At 54.1% G+C, this 24,592-nt stretch carries 21 protein-coding genes; 8 read left to right on the plus strand and 13 right to left on the minus strand.

The features are described 5' to 3' along the window. Positions 1–160: 160 nt before the first annotated feature. The 3 genes from HMPREF3178_RS22320 to HMPREF3178_RS22330 all read right to left on the minus strand — a co-directional run bounded on the left by HMPREF3178_RS22320 (position 161) and on the right by HMPREF3178_RS22330 (position 4,314). Positions 161–1,507, minus strand: a complete 1,347-nt coding sequence (locus HMPREF3178_RS22320) for a carbohydrate porin (RefSeq protein WP_004115141.1) — start codon at positions 1,505–1,507, stop codon at positions 161–163. 113 nt (positions 1,508–1,620) lie between these two features. Next, positions 1,621–3,054 (minus strand): glycoside hydrolase family 32 protein, encoded by a 1,434-nt coding sequence (locus HMPREF3178_RS22325; RefSeq protein ID WP_024274658.1) that lies wholly within the window; start codon positions 3,052–3,054, stop codon positions 1,621–1,623. An 18-nt stretch (positions 3,055–3,072) separates the two neighbouring features. Then, positions 3,073–4,314, minus strand: coding sequence for an MFS transporter (locus HMPREF3178_RS22330; RefSeq protein ID WP_004105313.1), 1,242 nt, complete (start codon positions 4,312–4,314; stop codon positions 3,073–3,075). A 241-nt stretch (positions 4,315–4,555) separates the two neighbouring features. Here HMPREF3178_RS22330 and HMPREF3178_RS22335 point away from each other — a divergent pair, with 241 nt between their 5' ends. Beyond that, the gene (locus HMPREF3178_RS22335; RefSeq protein ID WP_004105314.1) at positions 4,556–5,551 is read left to right on the plus strand and encodes a LacI family DNA-binding transcriptional regulator; all 996 of its coding nucleotides are present in this window, start codon (positions 4,556–4,558) and stop codon (positions 5,549–5,551) included. Here the strand turns inward: HMPREF3178_RS22335 and HMPREF3178_RS22340 are convergent, their stop codons facing one another. Both HMPREF3178_RS22340 and kduD read right to left on the minus strand, forming a co-directional pair. Then, positions 5,552–6,970: an arabinose-proton symporter AraE gene (locus HMPREF3178_RS22340; protein ID WP_004105316.1), complete on the minus strand. Its 1,419-nt coding sequence runs from the start codon at positions 6,968–6,970 to the stop codon at positions 5,552–5,554. Positions 6,971–7,281: 311 nt separating this feature from the next. Further along, positions 7,282–8,043 (minus strand): 2-dehydro-3-deoxy-D-gluconate 5-dehydrogenase KduD, encoded by a 762-nt coding sequence (gene kduD, locus HMPREF3178_RS22345; protein WP_004105319.1) that lies wholly within the window; start codon positions 8,041–8,043, stop codon positions 7,282–7,284. 542 nt (positions 8,044–8,585) lie between these two features. Between kduD and HMPREF3178_RS22350 the strand changes: the two genes are divergently transcribed. After that, the gene (locus HMPREF3178_RS22350; protein WP_004105320.1) at positions 8,586–9,761 is read left to right on the plus strand and encodes an oligogalacturonate lyase family protein; all 1,176 of its coding nucleotides are present in this window, start codon (positions 8,586–8,588) and stop codon (positions 9,759–9,761) included. A gap of 254 nt (positions 9,762–10,015) precedes the next feature. On the opposite strand, the gene HMPREF3178_RS22355 is transcribed toward HMPREF3178_RS22350, so the two are convergent. The 3 genes from HMPREF3178_RS22355 to HMPREF3178_RS22365 all read right to left on the minus strand — a co-directional run bounded on the left by HMPREF3178_RS22355 (position 10,016) and on the right by HMPREF3178_RS22365 (position 13,293). Continuing rightward, on the minus strand, positions 10,016–10,711 hold the full coding sequence (locus tag HMPREF3178_RS22355) for a porin (protein ID WP_004105324.1): 696 nt from the start codon (positions 10,709–10,711) through the stop codon (positions 10,016–10,018). A 243-nt stretch (positions 10,712–10,954) separates the two neighbouring features. Further along, complete coding sequence (locus HMPREF3178_RS22360) at positions 10,955–12,130, minus strand: acetyl-CoA C-acetyltransferase (RefSeq protein WP_004105327.1); 1,176 nt, start codon at positions 12,128–12,130, stop codon at positions 10,955–10,957. 290 nt (positions 12,131–12,420) lie between these two features. Further along, positions 12,421–13,293: a LysR family transcriptional regulator gene (locus HMPREF3178_RS22365; protein ID WP_004105330.1), complete on the minus strand. Its 873-nt coding sequence runs from the start codon at positions 13,291–13,293 to the stop codon at positions 12,421–12,423. A gap of 96 nt (positions 13,294–13,389) precedes the next feature. Between HMPREF3178_RS22365 and HMPREF3178_RS22370 the strand changes: the two genes are divergently transcribed. The 6 genes from HMPREF3178_RS22370 to HMPREF3178_RS22395 all read left to right on the plus strand — a co-directional run bounded on the left by HMPREF3178_RS22370 (position 13,390) and on the right by HMPREF3178_RS22395 (position 18,739). After that, the gene (locus HMPREF3178_RS22370; protein ID WP_004105333.1) at positions 13,390–13,851 is read left to right on the plus strand and encodes a multidrug/biocide efflux PACE transporter; all 462 of its coding nucleotides are present in this window, start codon (positions 13,390–13,392) and stop codon (positions 13,849–13,851) included. A gap of 135 nt (positions 13,852–13,986) precedes the next feature. Further along, a complete protein-coding gene (locus HMPREF3178_RS22375; protein ID WP_004105334.1) occupies positions 13,987–15,216 on the plus strand; it encodes an amino acid permease in 1,230 nt (409 codons plus the stop codon). Positions 15,217–15,331: 115 nt separating this feature from the next. Continuing rightward, a complete protein-coding gene (locus HMPREF3178_RS22380; protein ID WP_070585517.1) occupies positions 15,332–16,204 on the plus strand; it encodes an aldo/keto reductase family oxidoreductase in 873 nt (290 codons plus the stop codon). A 387-nt stretch (positions 16,205–16,591) separates the two neighbouring features. Next, a complete protein-coding gene (locus tag HMPREF3178_RS22385; protein WP_004105340.1) occupies positions 16,592–17,293 on the plus strand; it encodes a flagellar brake protein in 702 nt (233 codons plus the stop codon). Positions 17,294–17,297: 4 nt separating this feature from the next. Beyond that, complete coding sequence (locus HMPREF3178_RS22390; protein ID WP_004105341.1) at positions 17,298–17,882, plus strand: helix-turn-helix domain-containing protein; 585 nt, start codon at positions 17,298–17,300, stop codon at positions 17,880–17,882. 140 nt (positions 17,883–18,022) lie between these two features. Beyond that, positions 18,023–18,739, plus strand: a complete 717-nt coding sequence (locus tag HMPREF3178_RS22395) for a cyclic-di-GMP phosphodiesterase MrkJ (RefSeq protein WP_004105344.1) — start codon at positions 18,023–18,025, stop codon at positions 18,737–18,739. Positions 18,740–18,796: 57 nt separating this feature from the next. Here HMPREF3178_RS22395 and HMPREF3178_RS22400 read toward each other — a convergent pair whose 3' ends face one another. The 5 genes from HMPREF3178_RS22400 to mrkA form a co-directional block, all read right to left on the minus strand. Beyond that, entirely contained in the window at positions 18,797–19,447 is a 651-nt protein-coding gene (locus tag HMPREF3178_RS22400) for a fimbrial protein (protein WP_017145466.1), read from the minus strand. A gap of 14 nt (positions 19,448–19,461) precedes the next feature. Next, complete coding sequence (locus tag HMPREF3178_RS22405; protein ID WP_004105348.1) at positions 19,462–20,457, minus strand: fimbrial protein; 996 nt, start codon at positions 20,455–20,457, stop codon at positions 19,462–19,464. Next, positions 20,448–22,934 carry a fimbria/pilus outer membrane usher protein gene (locus HMPREF3178_RS22410; RefSeq protein ID WP_017145465.1) on the minus strand — a complete coding sequence of 829 codons (2,487 nt, stop codon included), beginning with the start codon at positions 22,932–22,934 and terminating at the stop codon, positions 20,448–20,450. Before HMPREF3178_RS22410 ends, HMPREF3178_RS22405 begins: the two co-directional genes overlap by 10 nt. An 11-nt stretch (positions 22,935–22,945) precedes the next feature. Next, positions 22,946–23,647, minus strand: a complete 702-nt coding sequence (locus HMPREF3178_RS22415) for a fimbrial biogenesis chaperone (RefSeq protein ID WP_004115168.1) — start codon at positions 23,645–23,647, stop codon at positions 22,946–22,948. Between the two features lie 289 nt (positions 23,648–23,936). Then, on the minus strand, positions 23,937–24,545 hold the full coding sequence (gene mrkA, locus HMPREF3178_RS22420) for a type 3 fimbria major subunit MrkA (protein WP_004105354.1): 609 nt from the start codon (positions 24,543–24,545) through the stop codon (positions 23,937–23,939). Positions 24,546–24,592 lie beyond the last annotated feature (47 nt).

Genomic DNA, 24,592 nt, shown 5'->3' on the forward strand with positions numbered 1-24,592 from the left:
CCGGACAGATGCGCAGCATCGCCTCCGGGAAACCTTATCCAGTACAGGCTCCGATTCTCTCCCCGGGGGCGGCGCAAAGCGCCTGCCCGGGCTACAGGTTAACAGCCCTCTGCGATCCCGTAGCCCGGGTAAGGCGTTTACGCCGCGACCCGGGAAGATGTCAGAAGAAATATTTAAATCGCACCCGCGCGCCGTAGCGTTCATCGGTATTACCGCTTTTCGCCGCCGATGAATCGAGCCATGACGCATAGGCCCCGAGATAAATATTAAAGTTCGGCATATCCATAATATTCGGCAGCTGCCAGGAAGTATGAATAGTATGGATGTCGTAGCGCCCCGGCGTCAGAATCGCGCAGTCGCCATCGCACTCCGCGCTCACGCCGGAAAGATTAAACTGGTCGATTTTGTTATGCGCATAGATATAGCCCAGCTCCACGCGATGCCATAAAGCGTTGATACCGGCGCTGAAATCCTTTTCATCCGCCGCGTCCAGATACGCGGTGCTCAGGTTCACCACCGCTCCGTCCTCGGCATCAGTCTTCAGCGTATTCCAGCTCATGGTCATACCGTAGCCGGTGCGGCTGGACTGATCGACCCAGCGCCCGTTCTGATTCTGATAGCCGTAAGCATTGTTAACGAGGTTACTCTCCATTGCTGCCGCCACCGACCAGGGGCCAGACTGCCAGGACGCCACCGGACGCACGTACACCACGTTTTTACGATTATCGAGCGCGTTGCCGTGATAGTTCTGATCGACAAACAGCGAGCTGCCGTCCTCCACCAGCGTATTCACCTCAAAATACCAGTTATCGATATTTTTACTCAGCAGGAAATTGCCGCCGCTGCTGCTGCGTCCGCGCCCCTCTTTCATCATATAAATATAGCCGTAGCCGTCGCTATACAGATCGTTGGCCGTGTTGCCGGAATATTCAATAAAGGTATCCTGATTAAGCGGGAACATATCGTAGGCTTCAAAACGACCGATTTTAATTTTCCAGTCATCCTGCTGACCGAAGAAAAATGCGGCATCATCAAGATTCATTTTGCCATTCATATCCGCCAGCGGCTGTACGCTGAATCCGGCATATTTACCGTTAGCCCCTTTGCGTAATCCATCAAAGCCCAAAAGAATGCGGCCGTTAATATCCCAGCGTTCCTTATCTCCCGGCGCCCAGTTTTTATTGGCACTGGTTTTCACCGACGTCAGGCTACCGGTACGACTGGCGCCGTCCATATTAAACTCAACGTCGCCATAGAATTTTAATTCACCATAATCATTAAGCTGTAAAGCAGGTTTAGCCGGTGCGGCGCTGGCCACCGTGGCCGCTGGCGTTTCCTGACCTTTCAGCGCGCGGATTTCTGCCTCCGCGCTGGCCGCCCGCTGCTCGGTCGCCTTTAGCCGTTGTTCCATTTGCGCCAGCCGTTCCTCAAGAGATAACGGCGCCTGTGCATTAGCCAGAGGGGTAAATAAAGACGTCAGAACACACCCGACCCAGATTTTATTCATCGGAAAACCCTTTATTATTTAGTTAAATGATATTTTTTATTTTATGGGTAAAGCACGATAATAATAACCCGTCCATCCTCGCAGACGGGTTATTAACGATCATTCAATAATTATTATTCCAGCTGCCACGCTCCTGCTTCAGTTAAATACGCCGAACCGCTCCAGGCAAATAGCGATAATTCACGGCGAGTGGCATCCGGATATATACGACTACTCAGACAGGCCTCGCCATCATTAACAAACACTTCGACGGAAGAGCTATCGAAAAATACCCTCAGCTTCAGATCGGCCCCCTCGGTCAATGGGACGCTGCGAGTGCCGCACAGGCCATACTGCGGATAATGCCGCTCCAGCACAAGGCGCTGCATCTGCGCATCCACGTAAACGCGCAGACCATCGCCTAAGCTCAGGCCATACTGCTCTGCGTTGCTGCTGGCGCAGTCCCAGTGGAGGATCGCTTCCATCGCCTCGCAGTTTTCCACCATCGTGGTCTGCTGGTTCTTCAGCGTCGTCACCGGCCATGGGAAGCTGGCGCCACGCATGCTCTCGACCTCTTTCGCCGGACGCATTTGTAGCCGATTATCCGCGCTCAGGCTCAGTTCACGCGGCAGCGAAAGCATGCCCGCCCATCCATCCTGCTGCTCCGGCAACGGCGATTCCCACATATCCAGCCAGCCGATGACAATGCGGCGGCCGTCGGGAGTGAGGAAGCTTTGCGGGGCATAAAAATCATGCCCGTGATCCATTTCCACAAACGCCCCCTCGCGCACAAACGCCTGTCCCGGCTGCCATTCACCGAGCAGATAACCGCTCTGGAACAGGTTGCGGTTTTGATAGCCTTTAGCCGCCAGCCCCTGCGGAGAGAACATCAGAATATGCTTGCCGTTGAGGGTGAAGAAGTCCGGGCATTCCCACATGTAGCCCATCTCTTTTTCCGCCTCGTCGAGGACGCCGGCATCCTGCCACTGGCGCAGGTCGGCTGAACGATACAGCCGCACCTGGCCGGTATCGCCATCGCGAGCGCCGACGATCATGTACCAGCTCTCCCCTTCTCGCCACACTTTCGGGTCGCGGAAATGGTGCATACCCGGCGGGGTGTCGACCACAATCCCCTGACGTTCGAAGTGAATGCCGTCGCGACTGGTCGCCAGACACTGCACCTGATAAAGATTGGCTTCGTCGCTCGGATCGCCGTGGAATTTGTGCCCGGTATAAATTAGCGCCAGCGTATCGCCATCCACCACCGCCGAGCCGGAGAAGCAGCCGTCTTTATCCTCCGGGCCTTCCGGGGCCAGCGCCACCGGCAGATGCTCCCAGTGCACCAGATCCTTGCTGCGCGCGTGGCCCCAGTGCATCGGCCCCCATTTGGTAGAGTACGGATGGTGCTGGTAAAACGCGTGATACCAGCCGTCAAACCAGACCAGGCCATTAGGATCGTTGATCCAGCCCGCGCGGGCGGCCAGGTGGTAGCGCGGATACCAGCGCAGGTTCAGCTTTTCATGTTTAGCCTGCAGTTCTTGCTCAGCCCGGGAAATGGAATAGGTCATATTCATTACTCTTTTGATTCAGATAGCGGAAGTTTGCGGCATCAGCGGGTCCGCAGAGGACTTGCTTGAACGCAACAAGAAGATGGAGATAAAGGTGGTGCAGAACACCAGCAGTCCCATAATCAGATAGGACTGGGCGAAGCCGTATTTCTCATAGCTATAACCCGCCAGCGGCGACAGGACGGTGGCGATAACCGAGCTGGTGCAGGCAAAGCCGACCAGGTAGAGCGTGGATGAAAGACGCTTATCGAAGTTTAAGCTGTTGTATTTAAAGATGGAGACCAGCAGCACCGGCAGTTCGACCGCGTGCAGCAGTTTCGTGATGGAGATTAGCAGCGGCCCTTCCACCAGTCCGGAAGCCACCATCCGCATGGCCATCACCATCCCGGCGAAGATCAGGCCGTTTTTCGCACCAATACGGTTAACCAGCCACGGCGCGCAGAACATACCGGCGGCCTCCAGGAACACCTGGAACGAGTTCAGATAGCCGTACATCTCATTACCTTCCTGCAGCGTCGGAAACTGGGAGGAGAAGTAGACCGGGAACTGCTGGTCATATACGCCGTAAATACAGGTGCCAATCACGAAGAAGACCAGCGCCCAAAAGCGCGGCAGGGTCAGCAGACGCAGAGCATCTTCCAGCGTCACTTTACCGCCCGATACCGCTTCCTGCATGGCGTGCGGCGCAGAAGAGACCCGCAGGCGCGCCAGGAGAATGAAGAATACCAGGCCAGAGCAGCTGGCGACGGCGAAGTTTAAATGCGGGTTAATGTTGAACAGTAATCCGGCGAAGAACGTCGCCACCGCCCAGCCCAGCGACCCCCACATCCGTGCTTTACCAAATTCAAACTGGCTCTGGCGCGCGACGCGCTCGGTGTAGGACTCCAGCACGCCGATGCCGCCGTTGAAGGTCAATCCAATATAAATCCCGCCGAAAATACTGCCGAGTAACACGTTAATTTTCAGCAGATAGCCAAACACCATATAGGCCGGCCCGGAGAGGATCAGCAGTACGGTAATGTACCAGAGCAGATTTTTCCGCAAGCCGAGCTTGTCCTGAATAAAACCGTAACACACCTGCGCAAAAAGCGCGGAGACCGAAAGCACCGAAAAGATAATCCCGGTATCCCCCGGCTTAAGGCCCACTTCCTGGTGCAGCCAGATAGAGAGCAGCGAGCCTGAAGAGGACCAGGTCACGAAAAAGAAAAACAGTAACGCACTGAGTAACGGATAGCTGTGAGAGTGATGCGCTTTCATCATGACATTCTCATGTTGGAGTAATGTTATTATGGTAACGTTAACAAAAAGCGAAACTCACTTCGTTTTGCTGAGATTCATGATGTTAATCACAAAAGTTAACGTTAACATAATAGGAATGCGATCGCGATCAAATATTCATCGCCTGCGCCCGCGCCAGCGGTACGATAGAATATCGTATGATCCTTTTACATCAGTAACTTAGTAATACCCGCCGCCGACGGCAAGGGTGGAGCACTTAAATATGGCATCTCTGAAAGATGTGGCAAAGCTGGCGAATGTATCGCTGATGACGGTCTCCCGGGCGCTCAATAGCCCGGAAAGGCTCAAGCCGGAGACCCTGGCGCGCGTCCAGGCGGCAATCGAACAGACCAACTATGTCCCCGACCTGTCGGCGAAAAAAATCCGCGGCGCTCATGCGACGCCAAACACTATCGGAGTGCTGGCGCTGGATACCGTCACCACGCCATTTTCAGTAGAGATTACGCTCTCCATCGAAGAAACCGCGCGGGCGCACGGCTGGAACAGCTTCGTGGTCAATATGTTCTCTGATGATAGCCCGGAAACCATTGTCGACCTGCTGCTCTCCCATCGCCCGGATGGCATTATTTACACCACGATGGGCCTGCGTCAGGTGCCGCTTCCGGCCAAGTTGTTAACCCTCCCCTGCGTACTGGCCAACTGCGAAAGCCTGCACGATCCGGTCGCCAGCTATATTCCGGACGACGAACAGGGCCAGTATACGGCGGTACAGGCGCTGCTGGCCGCTGGCTATCGCCGCCCGCTGTGCCTGCATCTTCCGGCCAATCATCTGGCCACCGTCCGCCGCCGCGAGGGACTGGAGCGCGCCTGCCGGGAAGCGGGTATTGACCCCGATACGCTCGACCACAGCTATATGGCCTACGGCGATGAGCACTATCGCGATATTCCCGCCATCGTGCTGGCGCACATCGTTCGACAAACGCCGCAGTTCGATTCAGTGATTTGCGGCAACGACCGCATCGCGTTTATGGTTTATCAAACGCTGCTGGCGCAGGGGCTGCGCATTCCGCAGGATGTGGCGGTTGTGGGTTACGATAATATGGTGGGAATTGGCGATCTGTTTTTACCGCCGCTCTCAACGGTGCAGCTACCGCACTATGATATCGGGCGCCTGAGCGCCCTGCATATTATAAACGGCGACAGCCATCGGGAGACAGTTCGGGTTGCCAGCCCCTGGCTGCCGCGCGACTCATTATAATTAATTGCCGATATTGCGCAGTTTCTCGCCGGACATCAGCTTACGTTCAATATGTTCCAGAGTGACGTTTTTGGTTTCCGGGATCAGCCAGAAAGTCACGCCAATGAAGGCGACGTTCAGCGCGGTATAGAGCCAGAAGGTTCCCGCCGCGCCAATAGCATCCAGCAGCGTCAGGAAGGTCGCGCCGATGATCATATTCGACACCCAGTTGGTGGTAGTGGAGCAGGTAATACCGAAATCGCGGCACTTCAGCGGCTGAATTTCCGAACACAGGATCCACACCACCGGCGCGGCGCTCATCGCATAGCCAGCGATGCACATCATGGTCATCCCCACCGACAGCCAGGAGAGGCCGCTGGAAGCGGTACCGTTATCAAACTGCATCAGACAGTAGCCCAGTACCAGCGTGCCGATGGCCATCACGCTAAAGCCAATTTTCAGCGCCGGTTTACGTCCGGCCTTGTCGACGGTAAAGACGGCGATAAAGGTAGCGAACATAAAGGTCAGGCCTACCACCAGGGTCGCGACCATCTGCTGTTCCGTGGTGGTGAAGCCCGCCATTTTAAAGATGCGCGGCGCGTAGTACATGATGATATTCATACCGGTAAACTGCTGCATCGCCTGCAACAGCATGCCGAGAAATACCGCCCGACGCACGTTGCGGTTAACCTTAAACAGCGCCCAGCCGCCCTGCTTCAGCTTCAGGCTTTCACGGATCTCATTCAGTTCGTCGCGGGCTTTCTCTGACGTGTCGCGCAGCATTCGCAGCACCTCTTCCGCTTCCACGTGACGCCCTTTTTCCGCCAGCCAGCGTGGGCTGTTTGGCAGGAAGATCACCAGGATAATCAGCACCACCGCAGGCAGCGCCAGCACGCCAAGCATGGCGCGCCAGTTGCCGCTGTAGCTAAACGCGGTATCTGAGAGAAACGCCATCACAATCCCGAGAGTCACCATCAGCTGATACATACTGATCATCTTCCCGCGCACGTTTTCGCTCGCCATTTCCGACAGATACAGCGGCGCGGTATACGAGGCGATCCCCACGGCAACGCCGAGAACGATCCTCGCCACCAGCAGCATTTCAACGCTGGTCGCAAATGCAGAGCCCACGGAGCCGGCGACGAACAGCACCGCGCCAACCATCAGGCTGTATTTACGCCCGAGGCGGAAAGAGAGCCAGCCGTTGAATAACGCGCCAATAGCGGCTCCCAGCATCATGCTGCTCACCACCCACTCCTGCAGGCGGCTGGATAAAACGAAATGATCGGTGATAAAGGGCAGCGCCCCGGCGATGACCCCGATATCGAGGCCAAACAGCAGACCCGCCACCGCGGCGGCAATGGAGACAAACTGATTCATACGTCGGGTATCGCGCTGCGAACGCGGCATGGTTGTAGAGTCGTGACTGATAGAGGTCATTTTTTTCCTGCCAGACGAAGTAAGACATACGATGAAACTACGGGATCGGCGGCTTAAAGTGTCAGGCTGGACAAGCCAAAGATATGGATTAAGTTGCTACAGGCAGTGGTTTTGTGATGGACATTCAACTTTGAAAAGAACAGAAAATAAGCATTTCAATCTCAGAAACCCCTGGCATACATAGATGATCACCGGAAAAACAAATAACCCATATGGACTATTCTCATTTAACGATATGGACAATACTCATTAAGACATAAAAAAACCCTGCCGAAGCAGGGTTTCTCATTGCGCGGATATCGCGGCAAAAATTAGCGCGCCAGCCAGCCGCCGTCCACCGCCACGGTATAGCCGTTGACGTAGTCAGACGCGCTGGAAGCCAGGAATACCACCGGCCCCATCAGGTCGCTCGGCAGGCCCCAGCGTCCCGCCGGGATACGGTCGAGGATTTCGCTGCTGCGCTGTTCGTCAGCGCGCAGCTGCTGGGTATTGTTGGTCGCCATATAGCCGGGCGCCAGCGCGTTAACGTTGATGCCGTGCTTAGCCCACTCGTTCGCCAGCAGACGGGTCACGCCCATCACCGCGCTTTTGGACGCCGTGTAAGACGGTACGCGGATACCGCCCTGGAAAGAGAGCATGGAAGCAATATTGATAATCTTGCCGCCGGTGCCCTGGGCAATAAAGTGTTTCGCTGCTGCCTGAGACATAAAGAACACGCTCTTAATATTCAGGTTCATGACGTCGTCCCAGTTTTTCTCGCTGAATTCGATCGCGTCTTCGCGACGAATCAGACCGGCGTTGTTAACCAGAATATCGATATGACCGAACTCAGCTACCGCGCGCTCCAGCAGCTGCGGGATGCCGTCAATCTGACGCAGGTCGGCGGTCAGGCTGAGAAAACGACGGCCCAGCGCCGTTACGCGCTCAATGGTTTCGGTCGGTTCAACAATATTGATACCGACGATGTCGCAGCCGGCTTCCGCCAGGCCGACCGCCATACCCTGGCCCAGACCGGTATCACAACCGCTCACAACGGCCACTTTGCCCTGCAGGGAGAATGCGTCAAGAATCATACTTGGTTCCTTAATCTTTCAGAGCCTGTGTAGGCACAGGCAAGGTTCTGATAGTTCAGCCTGCTGCTTACGCAGACCCTTATGGTTTGAAGAACTCTCAGGGATTTACCCTTCTAAAAATAAAACAGAGTTCCGTTTTACAGTGAGCACATCTTAGCCCCGGCTAAAGTCATTTTCAATTATTATTAAAACATCGTTTCAATTTTAAGACTGTTAAATGTTAAAAATGCAAAACAGATCACGAAGCGGTGATTGATAAACCGTGAAAACTCTATTTAACTCAATAAAATACAATGAGTTAGGTGAACTTAAAAAAAAGACGAAGGATCGTAAAAAAACGGCAGGAAAACAAAGATCGTTCTGGCGAGAGCCAAAGCGGCGGCAAAAAAGTGCGATCCAGAGCAAATCGTTGTTGCGAATTGCGCCCGTCATCACAAATAATGAAACGATGTTTTGATAAATTAACACCCATCTTTTAAATTTACTTCCACTGGCCGGTCAACGCAGGCGGGCGATACCTCAGGAAGGAAAAGGAGCACATCATGGCTAAAGGCATGCGGGTTAAACTGAATTATGAAGTCAGCCGCGATCCGGACACCGGCGCGGAGATCACCCGTTTAACCCCACCGGAAGTGACATGTCATCGTAACTATTTCTATCAGAAGTGTTTTTTTAACGATGGCAGCCATTTGCTGTTTGCCGGCGAGTTCGACGGCAACTGGAACTACTATCTGCTGGATCTCGCCAAAGCCGAGGCGGTGCAGCTAACGGAAGGCGCCGGCGATAACACGTTTGGGGGCTTCCTTTCCCCGGATGATAAATCTCTTTATTACGTGAAGAACGACCGTACGCTGCTGGAGGTTAACCTCACCACCCTGCAAGAACGTGAAGTTTATCGCGTGGCCGATGACTGGGTGGGCTACGGCACCTGGGTGGCCAACAGCGATTGCACCAAACTGGTTGGCATTGAGATAGCCAAAAGCGACTGGACGCCGCTTAACGACTGGCAGATTTTCCACGATTTCTTCCACAAAGGCCCCCATTGCCGCCTGCTGCGCGTCGACCTGCAAACCGGCGAAAGCAGCGTGATCCACGAAGAGAAGAAATGGCTGGGCCATCCGATTTATCGTCCTTTCGATGACCATACCGTCGCCTTCTGCCATGAAGGGCCGCATGACCTGGTCGATGCGCGGATGTGGATGGTAAATGAAGACGGTAGCAACGTGCGTAAAGTTAAAGAGCATGCGGAAGGCGAAAGCTGCACCCATGAATTCTGGGTACCGAACGGCTCGGCGCTGGTGTACGTCTCATATCTGAAGGGGCAGCAGGGTCGCACGATCTATAGCTTCAACCCGGATACCGGCGTTAATGAAGCGGTAATGCAGATGCCGGCCTGTTCACATCTGATGAGTAACTTCGACGGCACATTGCTGGTGGGCGATGGCTCCGGTACGCCGGTGGACGTCAAAGATACCAGCGGCTACACCATTGATAACGACCCGTATCTCTACGCTTTCGATGTCGCGAAGCAGGCTTATTTCCGCGTCGCGCGTCACGATACGTCCTGGGCAACCGTGGCTAATAGCCGCCAGGTTACCCACCCGCACCCGTCCTTTACCCCGGACGACAGCGCCATTTTGTTCAGTTCCGATAAAGACGGTAAACCCGCCGTATATATCGCGAAACTGCCGCCGCAGCCCGAAATGCTGAAGGCATAGCGTTAGCCACTGTTTGAGTTAGTGTTTCTGTAACTGGCCTTGCCCTCCTTTTGGAGGGCTTTTTTATGCCCGGGCGTTTTCCCCGGATCGCGGTACCTGTCCCGGAGGCGGCGCAATGCGCCTGTCCGGGTTACATGATGTGCATATGGGGTAGCCCGGACAGGTGCGCAGCACCGCCTCCGGGAAGAGGAGTTAATACCAACAGAAAACCCCGGCTGACCGCTCCGGGGTAAACGATGAGGACATTTTTTAAGTTAGAACGAGTAGGCAACACCTACGCGGAAACGGGTCTGGCGATCGCTGCGATCGTTGACGCCGACGTTGCCGAGCTCACCGTACGGCGCCCAGTTTTTATCCAGCTTGTAGGCAACCTTGAGGTTGTACTCCTGAGAGTAAGGTTTATTGTCGTTGCGTTTAACCCCTTCGGTACTGCGCGCATAAACATAGTTCAGCTCGGCACGCCAGTCGCCGAACACGTAACCGGCCCACGCATCGCCACGGTTGACTTTATCATCCTCTTTCCCTGCATTCGCCGGGTAGCGGGTGTAGTCATAACGATAACGGGCAGCAACGTAGAAACCATTATCGAAGCTGTATTGCACGCGTAGATTCGGCTTGTAGATTGAGCGACTATCGTTACTTTCAATATTGAACCCCGGCGTGACCGAGAAGTTCTTGTTAGCCTTCCACTGCCAGCTAATGCTCTCTTCATGACCATTACCGACGAAATCAGAATAAGGCTGGCTGGTGTTATCGCCGCCCGACTTCCACTTCGCCTCAACGGAGAAGCCAAAGCCGTTAGCGAAACGATGGGAGACGGAGACGCGGTCGGCGTTGGTCTTATCCGTTTTGCCTCCATCAATGAATTCGTGACGTAAATCTACCGTGACTGCCGAAGCTGCGAAAGACATGCCACAGAGTGCAGCAAGGGCCAGAGATCTTGCGAACATAAATTACCCCTCATAATTAAAATATCGTTTCGTTTTTATAAAACCGCATTTTATTTTTTAGGCAATATTGTTTTAGTGATCGCGATCGTAATTATTTGTTTCAAAAAAGGTGGCACAAAAAGACGTGACAAAGCTCAACAAAATAGAGCGTTACAAAGGAATTTTCAGGAGGGAAATGCCTGGCGGTAAAAACAAAAAAGCCTCCATCGGGAGGCTCAGTTTACTCATATCAGAAAGGGCTTATTAACGTTCAACCGCCAGGGCCACGCCCTGACCGCCGCCGATGCACAGCGTGGCCAGCCCTTTGCGGGCATCGCGTTTAATCATCTCGTGCACCAGTGAAACCAGAATACGGCAGCCGGAAGCGCCAATGGGGTGGCCCAGCGCAATCGCGCCGCCGTTCACGTTCACCCGCCGCTCGTCCCATTCCAGAACCCTGCCGACCGAAATAGCCTGAGCGGCAAAAGCCTCGTTGGCTTCGATAAGATCGACCTCATCCAGCTTCCAGCCCGCACGTTCCAGGCAGCGACGGGTGGCATGGACCGGCGCGATGCCCATCAGCGCCGGATCGACGCCAACGCTGGCGAAGGCGCGGATGCGCGCCAGAATCGGCAGCCCCAGCTCCTCTGCTTTGGCTTCGCTCATCATCATTACCGCCGCCGCGCCATCGTTAATGCTTGAGGCATTCCCTGCGGTGACCGAGCCCTGCAGGTCAAAGGTCGGAAGCAGGCTGGCGAGCGCTTCAGCGCTGGGGTCAACGCGCGGTTGTTCATCGGTGTCCACCAGGCGGGGGGTACCGTTGAGTTCACTGGCTACCGGCACGATTTCATCGCGAAAACGACCGGAATCAATCGCCCGCCGCGCTTTATGCTGCGAGCTGAGCGCCCAGGCGTCCTGTAGTTCACGGCTAATGTTGTACTCGCGCGCCAGATTCTCCGCCGTCACCCCCATATGATAATCATTGAACGCATCCCACAGGCCGTCGTGGACGAGGCTATCGATAAGCTGACTATTGCCCAACTGCGCGCCGGTACGGCTGTCGGTCAGCACGTGCGGAGCGCGGCTCATATTCTCCTGCCCGCCGGCGATAACCACGTCCGCTTCGCCGCACTGAATCGCCTGCGTGGCCAGGTGCAGCGCCTTGAGTCCGGAACCGCATACATCGTTAATGGTAATGGCAGAAACGGTATTGGGCAGCCCGCCGCGGATTGCCGACTGGCGCGCAGGATTCTGGCCGGTGCCCGCAGTCAGTACCTGGCCGAGGATCACTTCATCTATACTCTGGGGATCGACGCCGCTGCGCTCAACTAACGCCTTGACGACCACGCTGCCCAGCTCTACCGCGGAATGACGCGATAACGTGCCCTGAAAACAGCCGATGGGCGTTCGCAACGCGCCGACAATTACGACATCTTTCATCCTCTACCTCTGCTCCGCCTCTGCGCAAAGAAACAGCATCATAGTAGTGAATTGTTATCAAAAAATTTCGCAATTGTTTAAAAAAAGTGAGGAGAATCACAAAGATTGTGGGCGATTTTAGCGCTTGCGGCTGGCGACAACGCCATTGTTACGCATCGTGCAGGCATTGTTGGCAGGTGGCGCCTTACCTGCCTGACGAAAAGCAGCCCCGCGCAATCAATATCGGGCCAGCTAGCGGCACCGAAGCCCCGCAAGGTATCGGCCGCCGGGCGATGCGAAAATAATGGGCGCTATTCACGCCGATGCCCCTGCAGATGCTGACGCAGCCAGCTTCCCGCCTCTCCCGGCGGCGCCTTTTTATTCCACAGCAAATCGGTCGATATCACCCGCGGCCAACCGGCAATGTCCAGCGCCACCAGACTGCCGCTACCGGCAAACTCCTCCACCAGCGCGCTGGGCAAAATACACCATCCCAGCCCCTGAGCCGCCATGCTGAACAGCAGAAGATAGTTAGGCGCCGACCATACCAGCCCGCGTGCCGGTTCCGTCGTGTTTTCCAGATAGGTGCTCAGGCGCAGCTCGCGCCAGCTAAACAGCTCGTCACGGGTCACCCTGCCCTGGGCCGCCAGCGGATGCCGGGGAGCCACGTAAATAGCCATTTCGGTTTGCATCGGCAACCGGATGCTGCCGATTTCTGTCGGGTAGTTATCTCTGGCCTCAATCAGCCCCACCTGCGCCCGCTCCTTTTGTAGCAGGTCGATAACATCGTCATCTTCGCCAATCAGGCACTCAAATTCGGTATGCGGAAAATGGCGATCGAACTGCGCCAGCAGATCTTCCAGCACATCGGGATGCAGCGTATCGGAGAGCACAAAGGTCAGACGCGCTTCCGTCTTACCGGACAGCGAAATTGCCAGCTCATCAAGCCTGTCGCTGGCCGCCAGAATCGCTTTCACGTAGCTGAGCACCTGCTCGCCCTGCGGCGTCAGCGCGGGCTGCCTGGCGGTACGATCGAACAACGTCACCCCCAGATCGGCTTCCAGGTTGGCGATCGCGGTGCTGATGGTGGACTGGCTTTTGCGCAGCCGCCGCGCCGCGGCAGAAAATGAACCGCAGGCGACGGCTTCGACGAAAGCGGTAAGGGCTTCGGGAGAATAGCGCATGAACTATCTACTTTATCGATGGATACTATCTTTTGTTTATCATATTTATCCATAAAATGCCGGGTAATTTCTTATAAAGTCCGGAGGCAACAAGCCATGCAACAAGTTAACGCCCAGCGCAAAACGCTGACGGAACGGGTTATCCACGCTATCAGCTTTGAAGGCCTGGCGACGCTGATCCTCGCCCCTACCGCCGCGTGGCTTATGCAGCGCTCGGTCGTGGAAATGGGCGGACTGAGTATCCTGCTCGCCACGCTGGCGATGGTCTGGAACATTATCTATAACGCCCTATTCGACCGCCTGTGGCCGACCTCCCGGGTCGTGCGGAACCTGCGGGTCCGCGCGCTGCACGCTCTCGGCTTCGAGTCAGGCTTTATTATAATTGGCGTCACCATGGTCGCGCTGGTACTGGGCGTCTCGCTGATGCAGGCGTTTATGCTGGAAATTGGCTTTATGCTGTTTTTCCTTCCCTACACCATGGCGTTTAACTGGGTCTGGGATATGCTGCGCGAACGCGTCATAAAGGTTCGCCAGCAGCGAATCGCCGCCCGCCAGTAATTTTTGCAACGCGCCCGGCCGGTAACGGGCGCTCCGCGGCTTCACTTCTTCGCCAGAAACTATCGCCCCAGCTCATCCATAAATGTGATAAATTGCACTCCTTTTTGTTCGTTTTCTGGTTGATAAATTCGCATAATGTCTAAAATTTGGTCTAAAGAAGAAACTCTGTGGAGTTTCGCCTTATATGGCACTGCTGTAGGCGCTGGCACGTTATTCTTGCCGATCCAACTGGGATCCGCTGGCGCCATCGTTCTGTTCATCACCGCGCTGGTCGCCTGGCCGCTGACCTACTGGCCGCATAAAGCGCTGAGCCAGTTCATTCTTTCCGCTAACATCGCTCCGGGCGCGGGGATCACCGGCGCCGTTAATCACTATTACGGTAAAAAGATCGGCAGCCTGATCACCGGTCTCTATTTTCTCGCCTTTTTCGTGGTCGTGCTGATTTACGCCGTCGCCATCACCAACTCGCTTGCGGAACAGCTTGCCAGACACGTGCCCATCACTTCGCAAATACGCGCGCTTCTCAGTCTGGGCGTGGTGCTGGTGCTGAATCTGATCTTTTTAATGGGCCGCCACGTCACGATTAAAGTCATGGGCTTTTTGGTCTTTCCGCTGATCGCCTGTTTCCTGTTTCTCTCCATCTATTTAATGGGCAGCTGGCAGCCAGCCTACCTGACCAGCCAGATGCAGCTGTCTTCGCACACGTTCCACCAAATCTGGATCTCTATTCCCGTGATGGTTTTCGCTTTTAGCCATACGCCGATCATTTCGACTTTTGCTATCGATCAGCAGGAGAAATACGGCGAGCAGGCCATGGGTAAATGCAAAAAAATCATGAAGGTGGCCTACACCCTCATCTGCGCCAGCGTGCTGTTTTTCGTCTTCAGCTGCCTGCTGTCGATACCGGCCACCTATATTCAAACCGCGCGTGATGAAGGGGTCACGATTCTTTCCGCGCTGTCGATGATGCCGGGTTCGCCGGCGTGGCTGGCGGTCACCGGGATTATTGTGGCGGTGGTAGCGATGTCAAAATCGTTCCTCGGCACCTATTTTGGCGTGATTGAAGGCGCCAGCGAAATGGTCAAAACCGCTCTCGCCCAGGCGGGGATTCGTAAAAGCCGCGCCTTTAATCGGGCGATGTCGATCCTGCTGGTCTCGACGCTGACCTTCGCGGTGTGCTTTATCAATCCCAACGCCATCTCAATGATTTATGCGATCAGCGGCCCGCTTATTGCGATGATCCTGTTCATCATGCCCACCCTGTCCACGTATCTTATTCCGGCGCTGAAGCCTTACCGTTCAGTGGGTAACTTCATCACCCTGGTGGTCGGTTTGCTCTGCGTATCGGTGATGTTTTTTAGCTAGTCCCTGACGTGCGGCGAATTCTTTATTCGCCGCACGTTCTGCCAATATTCTCATCCCACCACTCTCCCTGACGGCATACACTTATCCTTTGCATACAATGAAAGCGAGGATGGCTATGTCCAGCGTAAAATTATCCGGTACCGCGACGTTAGGCGATCGTCAGGTTTATCGCCTGGGATACGGGGCGATGCAGCTTGCGGGACCCGGCGTCTTCGGTCCGCCAAAAGATCCGCAAACCGCTATCCGCGTCCTGCAGGAAGCGGTCGAGTCGGGAGTTAATCATATCGATACCTCCGATTTTTACGGCCCCCACATCACTAATCAGCTTATTCGCCAGGCGCTGCATCCCTACCCCGACGATCTGTGTATCGTGACCAAAGTCAGCGCCCGCCGGGACGATAAAGGCAACTGTCTACCCGCCATGTCGCCCGCGGAGCTCACTCAGGCGGTAGAGGATAATCTGCGCAATCTGGGTCTCGACGTGCTGGAGGTGGTGAATCTGCGCAGTATGCTCGGCACTCACGGCCCGGTTGAGGGGTCGCTGGAAGGGCCTTTAACCACCCTGCTGGAGCTGAAAGAACGCGGACTGATTCGCCATATCGGACTGAGTAACGTCACCGCCAGACAGGTAAGCGATGCGCAAAAAATGACGCCTGTCGCCTGCGTTCAGAACCAGTACAACGTAGCAAACCGTCAGGATGACCCGCTTATCGACGAGCTGGCGGCGCAGAATATCGCCTGGGTCCCTTTTTTCCCGCTGGGCGGCATTACCCCGCTCCAGGCCCGGGAGCTGAACGAGGTTGCCGCTTCGCTGGATGCCACGCCGATGCAGGTAGCGCTGGCCTGGCTGCTCCAGCGCTCGCCAAATATTCTGCTTATTCCGGGCACCTCTTCGCTACAGCACCTGCACGAAAATCTTGCCGCCGCGGAATTAACCCTTCCGGCCGATGCGTTAGCCATTCTGGATAACCTCCAGCCTCACGCCTGATTCTCAGGCTTCTGCCAATGGATATTCGCAGAAGCCTGCTCCTCAATATTTGCCTGGAATTACCTTTACGCCACTGGCACTATACATCCTACAATTAGGTGTTATCTGCATTATTCCTTCACGGATAACCCCTATGCAAAGCATAGCTTTATCCTTTTCCGACTGGCCTCCTAAATGGAGGCTTCTGTCGTTTTTGTCTCGCCAAACTTTTTGAACTCTTGATTACAGGAAAAACAATATCGCATTCAAAGTTTATACAAATCAATTTAGCTGCAAAGATAGCTAACAACATCAAACGCTCATAAAAACATCTGGTTAACACAATCAGAATGTTTGTATTGCCATATAAAAAATCAACCACACAATAACAATTTACAAGGATTTCACATGACAGAGGGAACGATAAAGACGAGTAAGTATGAAATCATTGCTATTTTCAGGGAAGAGCTTCGAAAGCAGGCGGAGATAGAAGTTTTTGTTAATAACAAAAGCACGATAACCCAGCTGACGCGGGTGGATTTTGCCGAGTTTCATATCACCACCACCTGCAAAATCCCCGCCGGGCATAAAGTTAAATTTATTCTGCATAGCGATTCAGGGAAAATCGAATTTTGCTCTACGCTAAAGAAAATCTATGCCAGCAGCGAAGGGAAAGGCAATAAAGTCGCGTTTACCCTGCCTGAATGTATCCAGGTGGTCCAGCGCCGCCGCGATCCCCGATTCCGTCTGCGCCACGAGCATGAATTCTTCTGTCACGGCAGGCACAAAAATGGAGAAAATTATCTTTTCGAAATCAAAGACATTTCGGATGGCGGCTGCGCGCTGATGACCCAAAGCCCTAATCTGAAATTCCTCAGCCATAACGCCATTCTCAAGAATGCGATCCTCGCCCTCGCCGAATATGGCGAAGTTACCGTAGATTTAGTCATAAAAAACGTTGTCATGGTGACTTTAGATGATAACGAGAAGCCGGACAGCTACTACCAGATTTCTTGTCAGTTTAAATTTCGTAACCTCGATAACAAGAAGAGAATTGAGAAAGTGCTGCTCGACTTGATTATGGAAGCCAAAAGAAAAAAGAGAGTCTGAACCCTTGGACAGTATATTACTCTACACTGATGACAATATCATTGGACAAGCCATTCACGATTATATGATCGATCGCGCCAGGCGCATCACGACCCTGAGCTTTCAGGATATTGTCAAAGGTATCTGCGCCCCACCGACCGCGACGGTCATTATCAATATCATTCACAAAGATATCTCTGCGGCCACCACGGTCGCATTACTCAACACTCTACGAAAGCGCCTGACGCACTGCGCGCTGCTGGTGCTGATTGTAAAAAGCGAGCTCTCCAGCCTGTTTCGGGAACTGATTGATATGGACAACCTTATGATTCTTACAGAAAAATCTTCTTTGTCAGACTATTCAGCTATCCTCAGCAAACCCTTGACCGCCGAAGGCTGCCAGGCGTTATGCACCCAACGCAGGCTGACCGCCAGGGAGCTTCAGGTACTGGAGTTAATCATCGCCTGCAACAACAGCAAACGAATCGCAGCGCTCCTTGATATTGACCACAAAACGGTACACAGCCACCGGGTACATATTATGAAAAAATTGGGAATGAATAGCTCACGAATAATGCATAAAAGCATAGTCAATATGTATCACTGCTGAGACTAAAAATATGTGGGTGACCAATCAAAAGCCGATCATTTATTGGCAATCAGCCTTTAATAATCATTCCCATTGGCAGAAAGGTCACCTATAATAATATTACCCTCTCCTGACCTCTGACCCCATTTTGACGAGAGATAATGAACGCAACTCTGTTTACCAGCCATAATCTATCACGTAGCGATATATCCGTGCGTTATGTCTTTCAAAAGATGTTTTCCCCAAAAGGCACGCTCGTCGCCGTTGAATGCCTGAGTCGTTTTGACCGCCTGGCGATATCTCCGGAAAACTTCTTCCGCTATGCCAATACTGGTTTACGTGAAAGCATTTTTATGGAACAACTGGCGCTTATCGAAAAACATAAACAGTGGTTTAATAAAAACGGCATCTCGGCAACCATCAATGTTGATGACCATATTCTTAGCGTATTGCTAAGGCCGGAGATTAAAACGCTGGTCGACCATATCGGCTGCGTTCATTTTGAAGTTACCGAGAACTCCAACAAATTATTGAATAATGCTCTCGCCGCCTGGAATGATCCGCAAAGCACCACGCTCTGGCTCGATGATTTCGGTTCAGGCAACGCGGGTATTAGCGCTATTTGCGGTTATCACTTTGATTATGTCAAAATCGATAAAGATTTTTTCTGGCATTTAATGCATAAAGAGTTTGGTCGGCCATTAATGGATGCGCTGGTCACGTTCCTTTCCCGTAACCACCATAACGTGATTATTGAGGGCGTAGAAAGCGAAGCGCATAAGAAATGGTTACAGGGTATGGAGTGGTTTGCTATTCAGGGCCATTACTGGCAGGAAGTCAGCATTGAACAACTGGTCCAGGAAAAGATCGCAGTTTAAAAAAATGCCGGAAAATTCCGGCATCAATATTATCCCTCGGGCCATCCCACCGGCGACTCAATTATAAACCAGCTCCCAGGTCGCCCAGCTGGTCAACGGACCGCTGGTGGCTTTTTCCGGCGCTGGCGTCACGTAGCCAATGTAATAAGTAAATACGCCGCCATCTACCGCCTTTTCTACCAGCGGTACGCGGTTTTGTTGAGGATCGGCCGGAACAATTTTATTGCTTTCATCCAACGTATTATTGTCGTTGGTTGAGAGCGCGAGGAAGATATGGCTGGCCCCGTCCGCTCGCGTATTCGCCAGATAACCGGCATTTTCATTGCTGACCGCCTTGACCATATATCCATCAACCCAGCGTACGCTGACCAGGCGGATCTCATCTTTATCGGCCGCGCCGCCGTCGTACCGTAGCTGGCAGTTAGAGAGCTCCAGGGTAAAGGGCTGCGGTTTCATAAATGCGCCGGCGCCGCGATCGTGCACTTCCGCCAGGCTGACCGGCGCCAGCCAGACGCTGCCGCTCCCCGCGTTGTGACCGCCGTTGAGCGCCACGCTACAGGAAATATCGGTCACTCGTCCGGCGAAATCCACCCGCCCGCGATCGTAATTGGTTTCGAAACCCCACGCCGTTGAGGCCATCAGCGCCCCGCTTATCAGGGTCAGCTGAATGAGTCGTTTGCTAATTTTGAATCGTGCTGCATCACTCATACCCGCCTCCCGAATTAATCGTACGTCAGGTTAAAGATCATGTGCGACTCCACCTCACCGGTACTGGTGGTCGGCGCATATTGATAGAAACGCGCATGCAGAGGCAGGGTGATATAGCGGGTCTCCTGCGTGCGCAGCGTACCGACGCTGTACTTTTTGTTGAACTCCAGCGGCACGCCATCTTTCAAAACCTGAATACCAATCCCTTTCGCCAGCGAGCTACCGGATTTTTCATTCAGCAGCGCGCCTCGGGCGTTCGTGGTGCCGGTCGCCAGCGTACCGGAAAATGAGGTCTGGATATTGGCATACCCCGACTCGCTTAATCCGCCGCTGCACTGCAGCTCAATATTAAAATCCTTACCTCCGGCGGTAGTGCCGACGCCGTTAAGATCGCTGCGCTTAATGGTGCCAACATCAACGTTCATATTTTTGCCGCTCAAGATAGTGCATGAGGGCGACACCACGGTGATCGCGTTGGCGCTCAGGTACGTCACCAGAATCGGGTTGTTACCGTTCTCCCAGTCATAAGAGGTATATTTCCCCGCCGCCAGAGTACCGCTCCCGGTCACGCTGGCAGTTTTAATCACTTCCAGCGTAAAGCGTGAGCCTTCCAGCGAGTAATTCGTGGTCCTGCTGGCGTAGCTCGAGTAAACATCCGGGTAGATAATATTCACCGTCGCCCCGCCGCGGCTAAAGCGCAGGCCGATACCGGGCACGTTGGTAGAGTAAATTTTATTTCCCAGATCCGTCGCGCCGGTGGAAACGATTTTGGCCGCAAAGCGGTTATTGCCGCTGCTGCAGCTATAGCTGGCCCCGCCCGGCGCCGACATAGTCCAGTTACGGGAAACGATCACCGATCCTACCGGCAGGTCCGGTGGAACCACCACCCTCCCCACCACCATGTCGAGGTTAACGGTCGGCTGCGACAGACGCGTACAGTACGCCCATGCCGACGTGGTTCCCATCGCCATTAAGCCAATAAAAAGCGTCAGTTTTTTCATTAGCGACATAGCGTTTCCTTTGTTTTTTGCTGACTTAACTCTACCGAACACTGTCCACCGCTCCATTTGACCGTAGCCTGCGGCGCGCTGGCGTCGCTGATAAACATCATGCTGCCCTGGCCCACCATGCCAATCTCTTTCCCGGATGGGGCATATATCGTGGCGGCGAACGGTAACGGCAGGCCGTTTGCCTGGCGCGCCTGCAGAGTGATGTTGTTCTGCACCGTGGTATCGAAAGAGACCTTAACCACGCTCCCTTCCCACGGTACGACCTGCGCCACGGTACTGCCGAAGGCGACGTCGTCGCTGCTGCCTTTGGGATCAATTTCAACCGAGTTAATCCGGTAAGGCCGCAGATACGGCAGGATGGCATAGCCGTTGCTGTCGATGCGGGTCCCCGGCGAACCGGGCAGCATCGCGCCTGCGGCATCTTTTGCTTCAATCAGCGCCATCGTGGTGCCGCTTTCCGGCGAGAACACGACGCCATGCCGATGAGCAATTAGCGTTCCGCTGGCGCCCACGCCGCTCTGGCGATACCCTTCGCCCTGGCTATAGCTGCCGTTCAGCGTGGTCCACGGGGTACGGTAGCTGCCGTTCAGCGCCACGTCGTGCTGGCCGCCGGTCGAGGTCGTTGTCGACACGCCGTAGTTGAGGTTATTTTCGCTATCCAGCGAACCGTTGACCCCAATCTGCGAGCTGGCGAAGCGCGAGTTATTAAACGAGGTGTTTGACGTCAGGTTAGCCGTACGGTTTTCGCCGAACCACAGCGGGTAGCTAAAGTTGAGTGAAACGCGATCGTCACGACGGTGGCCGGAGCTATCCGGGGTATAGACGCGCTGGGCGCTGACCGACCACGAGAGCCGACCGTACATGTTGTTGTAACTAAACTGGTACTGCTTTTCCGTTCCCGAACGGTTCCAGTAATCCGCCACCCGACCGCTAAGGTAAAAACCGCCCCAGCCGTCCGGCAGATTCTGGTTAACGGTAAACGTCATCCCGTTTTTCTGCCGCCATACGGTGTAGCTGCTGCGGTGGTTCTTTTCCTGATCGACGGCGTACAGCGCGTCGTTCAGGTTGTAGTAGCCTTTGGTGGAGTAGCGATACGCCGCCAGCACGATACTGGTCTGGGTTTCGGTAAACATACGGTTAAAGGTGGCGCGATAGCTCTGCCCCTGCTCATCAAGGGTATCGCTCTTCAGCCGCGAGTGGGTAACGTCGAAGGAGAGCGCGCCGATGCCGGTATTCATCCCGGTTCCCAGCAGGAAGGCCTGATAGTCATCAAAGCCGGTGACGCCGGTATAGCCGGTGAACAGGTTATTCAAACCGTGCTGAAAGGTTCCCTGGTAAAGCATCGGTTTATTACGCAGGGAACTATCGTCGACCTTACCGGCAGAAAGCGCATAGCGGGTCATTCCCGGACGCAGCAGCTGCGCCACTGAGGCGTAAGGTACGCTGAACACCTCAACCGAACCGTCGGCCTCTTTTACCGATACTTCAAGATCGCTACCGTAGCCGGAAGGATAGACATCCTGCAGGGTAAACGGCCCCGGCGGTACCGTAGTCTGATAGATAATATTGCTGCCCTGGCGCACCGTCACCAGGGCATTGCTTTGCGCTACGCCGCGAATTTCGGGAGCGTAAGAGCGCATGCCGTCCGGGAACATATTGTCATCGGTCGCCAGGTTGACCCCGCGCAGGCCAATCGTGTCGAAGAACTCGCCGCTGGTAAAAATCTGCCCGCCGCTGACTATCGAATTAATCTGCGGAACAGGACGCTGCAGCCAGGTCTGGTTGCTGTTCCAGTGAGCTTTCCCCTGCTGCTGCTGCCAGTTCAGGTTACCGATATGCTTGAGCAGCCAGCCGTCCCACGACAGGCCCGCGTTAACGCCAAGGTACGCGCTGCTGTTATCAGAGCCGTTGTTCGACGACGTGTGGCTATTCCAGGCGTTCGCCATCCAGCCTAAATTCAGCGCCGCAACGCCTTTATCCCAGAATTCCGGGCTGACAAAGTTTTTCAGGCGCTGATCTTCATAGATTTGCGGTACGGAAATATCCAGTCGCAGAGAGGACTGAATCAGCGTGTCTTTAACATTATCTTCGTTACGCCACTCCTGCAGGCGTCCGCAGAATCCCTCTTTTTCGCTGAGCTGCGGGTTAAACTTTTCCGGCGAGATCCCGTACTGCATCAGCATCGCTTTGGTGTAGCAGACGCCCATTTTGCCATCTTTACCGGCGGTGATTTTCAGGTCGTAGCGCCCTTTCCATTCGCCGTTGGTATACACATCGAGGGAATAGACGCCCTCGCTGATAGCGCTGGTCGAGAAGCGCGACAGGTCGACCTTTTCGCGACTACCGACGATAAAACCATCGTTAAACTGATAGACCGTTCCCGGGTTTTCCTGTCCGCTGGAAAATGGCGGCAAGCAGCACAGCGCAACCGCAATCGTCGTGCTTAATCTTCCCGGGCAGATTGACCTCTGCTTCATGATCGTTTCCCTTATTTGACGGTAACTTTCACTGCGACGTCTGCGCCATAATCATTAATATTGTTAACGGTCAGGGTCTCACCTTTGCTCACCGTAGAAGAGAGGGCGATGGTCTGAATGGACTGCGGGGCAAGCATGACCGTTTTGCTATTCAGCGCTTTGCCGCCGTTACGGGAGATACGGCTTACGGTGATATAAAAGGGTGTTGGATTACCGATCGACAGGCTGCTGCCGTTAGCGGAGAGCGCTAATTTGTCTGCCGCCGCGTCGCGATTGCCTAAACCGGCAGGACGATAAATAAACTTAAAGCGCGAACGAATCGCCAGCTGCAGAATATTCTGTCCTTCATTTTTCTGGCTGGCCTCGACCGGCGGTATTTCCAGAAGATTCAGCCACCATAGCGTCTCTTTATCTTTAGCCAGTCCCGCATTGCTGCCGAGCTTAATACGCAGGGTCTGGCCGCTTTTCGCATCAACGCGGGAAATAGGCGGCGTGATAATAAATGGTGTGGTAATGGTATCCGGCGTCGCATCGGCATTACCGTTGTCCAGCCAGGCCTGCGCCAGCGCCGGACGGTCGGCGGTGTTAGAGAGCTGCACCGTTATTTCTTTTTCATTTCCTGGGTAAATAAAACGGGTGCCGTTAACAATAATATTGTTGGCATGGGCCGCAAAACTAAAAATGAAACAGAAAAAAAGGGCAATACGCTTCATGCTGACCTCAGAATAAAAAATAAGCGGCAGCAGTGGCCGCTTTATTATTGTTGTATACCCTCAATAATTCGAATTGCAGAAAGGCGGCAAGAGCGTGACAAATGCGTTCCCGACGAATTTATCCAGCCGAAGGCTGGCCTTCGCTGAGAGGCAGGAGCCTCTCATTAATTCCCGGGAGCTTACTCCAGTAAGTGACTGGGATGAGCGAGCGTCGCCAGCGCCTGTGCTATTCGAAAGATTGCGGATATAAACCGCCCCGGCGCGAGGCGGCTTTATCTCTCAGTCGATATTACTGATAAGTAATTTCGTAAGTCGCGTAGCTGTTAACCACACCGGTGGTGACAGTCGTCGGGGTGCTGGTAGCGTAGCCAACGTAGTAAGTGAAGCGCGCGCCGTCCTGAACGGCAGAAGCATCGCCGGTCGCTTTAGGCTGGGTGGCATCACCCGGGATGATTTTGTTGGTCAGCGCGGTCGCGTTGTCGGTGGACAGAACCAGCTGGATATTCTGCGCGCCAGCGGCTTCGGTGTTCGCCAGGTAGCCCTGCTGCTTAGCAGTAGCGCCGGCCAGCAGGTTACCGCCAGTCCAGTTCACGCCCAGTTTGCTCACATCGTCCTGTTTGGTACCGTCAGCGGCCTGGCAGTCAGACACATCGATAGTGAAAGATTTCGGTTTCAGATAGGTATCCGCAGCGGCGGCTTTAACTTCAGTTAAAGTCACCGGTGACAGATAAACGTTTGCATCGCTGCCCTGGCCATTTACGGAAACAGTACAAGATACATCGGTAACTTTACCGAAGAAATTAACCTGACCGCCGCCTACATTGGTATCAGCAGCATTTGCTGCAGCCATACCAAAAAACGCAGTCGCCATTGCAGCAGAGAGAAGAACCTTTTTCATTGCCATTTCCTTGTCAGAGTGAATTAAGTATCGATGAGCAAACAGTT

It is taken from the genome of Klebsiella sp. HMSC09D12, from assembly GCF_001808475.1.
GTDB classification, from domain to species: Bacteria; Pseudomonadota; Gammaproteobacteria; order Enterobacterales; family Enterobacteriaceae; genus Klebsiella; species Klebsiella oxytoca.

Excerpts from the sequence above, each read along its gene's own strand:
- HMPREF3178_RS22320 (WP_004115141.1), bottom strand. The coding sequence starts at position 1,507 with ATGAATAAAATCTGGGTCGGGTGTGTTCTGACGTCTTTATTTACCCCT.
- HMPREF3178_RS22375 (WP_004105334.1), top strand. The coding sequence starts at position 13,987 with ATGTCTAAAATTTGGTCTAAAGAAGAAACTCTGTGGAGTTTCGCCTTA.
- HMPREF3178_RS22330 (WP_004105313.1), bottom strand. The coding sequence starts at position 4,314 with ATGATGAAAGCGCATCACTCTCACAGCTATCCGTTACTCAGTGCGTTA.
- HMPREF3178_RS22395 (WP_004105344.1), top strand. The coding sequence starts at position 18,023 with ATGAACGCAACTCTGTTTACCAGCCATAATCTATCACGTAGCGATATA.
- HMPREF3178_RS22335 (WP_004105314.1), top strand. The coding sequence starts at position 4,556 with ATGGCATCTCTGAAAGATGTGGCAAAGCTGGCGAATGTATCGCTGATG.
- HMPREF3178_RS22350 (WP_004105320.1), top strand. The coding sequence starts at position 8,586 with ATGGCTAAAGGCATGCGGGTTAAACTGAATTATGAAGTCAGCCGCGAT.
- HMPREF3178_RS22370 (WP_004105333.1), top strand. The coding sequence starts at position 13,390 with ATGCAACAAGTTAACGCCCAGCGCAAAACGCTGACGGAACGGGTTATC.
- HMPREF3178_RS22380 (WP_070585517.1), top strand. The coding sequence starts at position 15,332 with ATGTCCAGCGTAAAATTATCCGGTACCGCGACGTTAGGCGATCGTCAG.
- HMPREF3178_RS22365 (WP_004105330.1), bottom strand. The coding sequence starts at position 13,293 with ATGCGCTATTCTCCCGAAGCCCTTACCGCTTTCGTCGAAGCCGTCGCC.
- HMPREF3178_RS22385 (WP_004105340.1), top strand. The coding sequence starts at position 16,592 with ATGACAGAGGGAACGATAAAGACGAGTAAGTATGAAATCATTGCTATT.
- HMPREF3178_RS22340 (WP_004105316.1), bottom strand. The coding sequence starts at position 6,970 with ATGACCTCTATCAGTCACGACTCTACAACCATGCCGCGTTCGCAGCGC.
- HMPREF3178_RS22325 (WP_024274658.1), bottom strand. The coding sequence starts at position 3,054 with ATGACCTATTCCATTTCCCGGGCTGAGCAAGAACTGCAGGCTAAACAT.
- HMPREF3178_RS22410 (WP_017145465.1), bottom strand. The coding sequence starts at position 22,934 with ATGAAGCAGAGGTCAATCTGCCCGGGAAGATTAAGCACGACGATTGCG.
- HMPREF3178_RS22355 (WP_004105324.1), bottom strand. The coding sequence starts at position 10,711 with ATGTTCGCAAGATCTCTGGCCCTTGCTGCACTCTGTGGCATGTCTTTC.
- kduD (WP_004105319.1), bottom strand. The coding sequence starts at position 8,043 with ATGATTCTTGACGCATTCTCCCTGCAGGGCAAAGTGGCCGTTGTGAGC.
- HMPREF3178_RS22400 (WP_017145466.1), bottom strand. The coding sequence starts at position 19,447 with ATGAGTGATGCAGCACGATTCAAAATTAGCAAACGACTCATTCAGCTG.
- HMPREF3178_RS22360 (WP_004105327.1), bottom strand. The coding sequence starts at position 12,130 with ATGAAAGATGTCGTAATTGTCGGCGCGTTGCGAACGCCCATCGGCTGT.
- mrkA (WP_004105354.1), bottom strand. The coding sequence starts at position 24,545 with ATGAAAAAGGTTCTTCTCTCTGCTGCAATGGCGACTGCGTTTTTTGGT.
- HMPREF3178_RS22415 (WP_004115168.1), bottom strand. The coding sequence starts at position 23,647 with ATGAAGCGTATTGCCCTTTTTTTCTGTTTCATTTTTAGTTTTGCGGCC.
- HMPREF3178_RS22405 (WP_004105348.1), bottom strand. The coding sequence starts at position 20,457 with ATGTCGCTAATGAAAAAACTGACGCTTTTTATTGGCTTAATGGCGATG.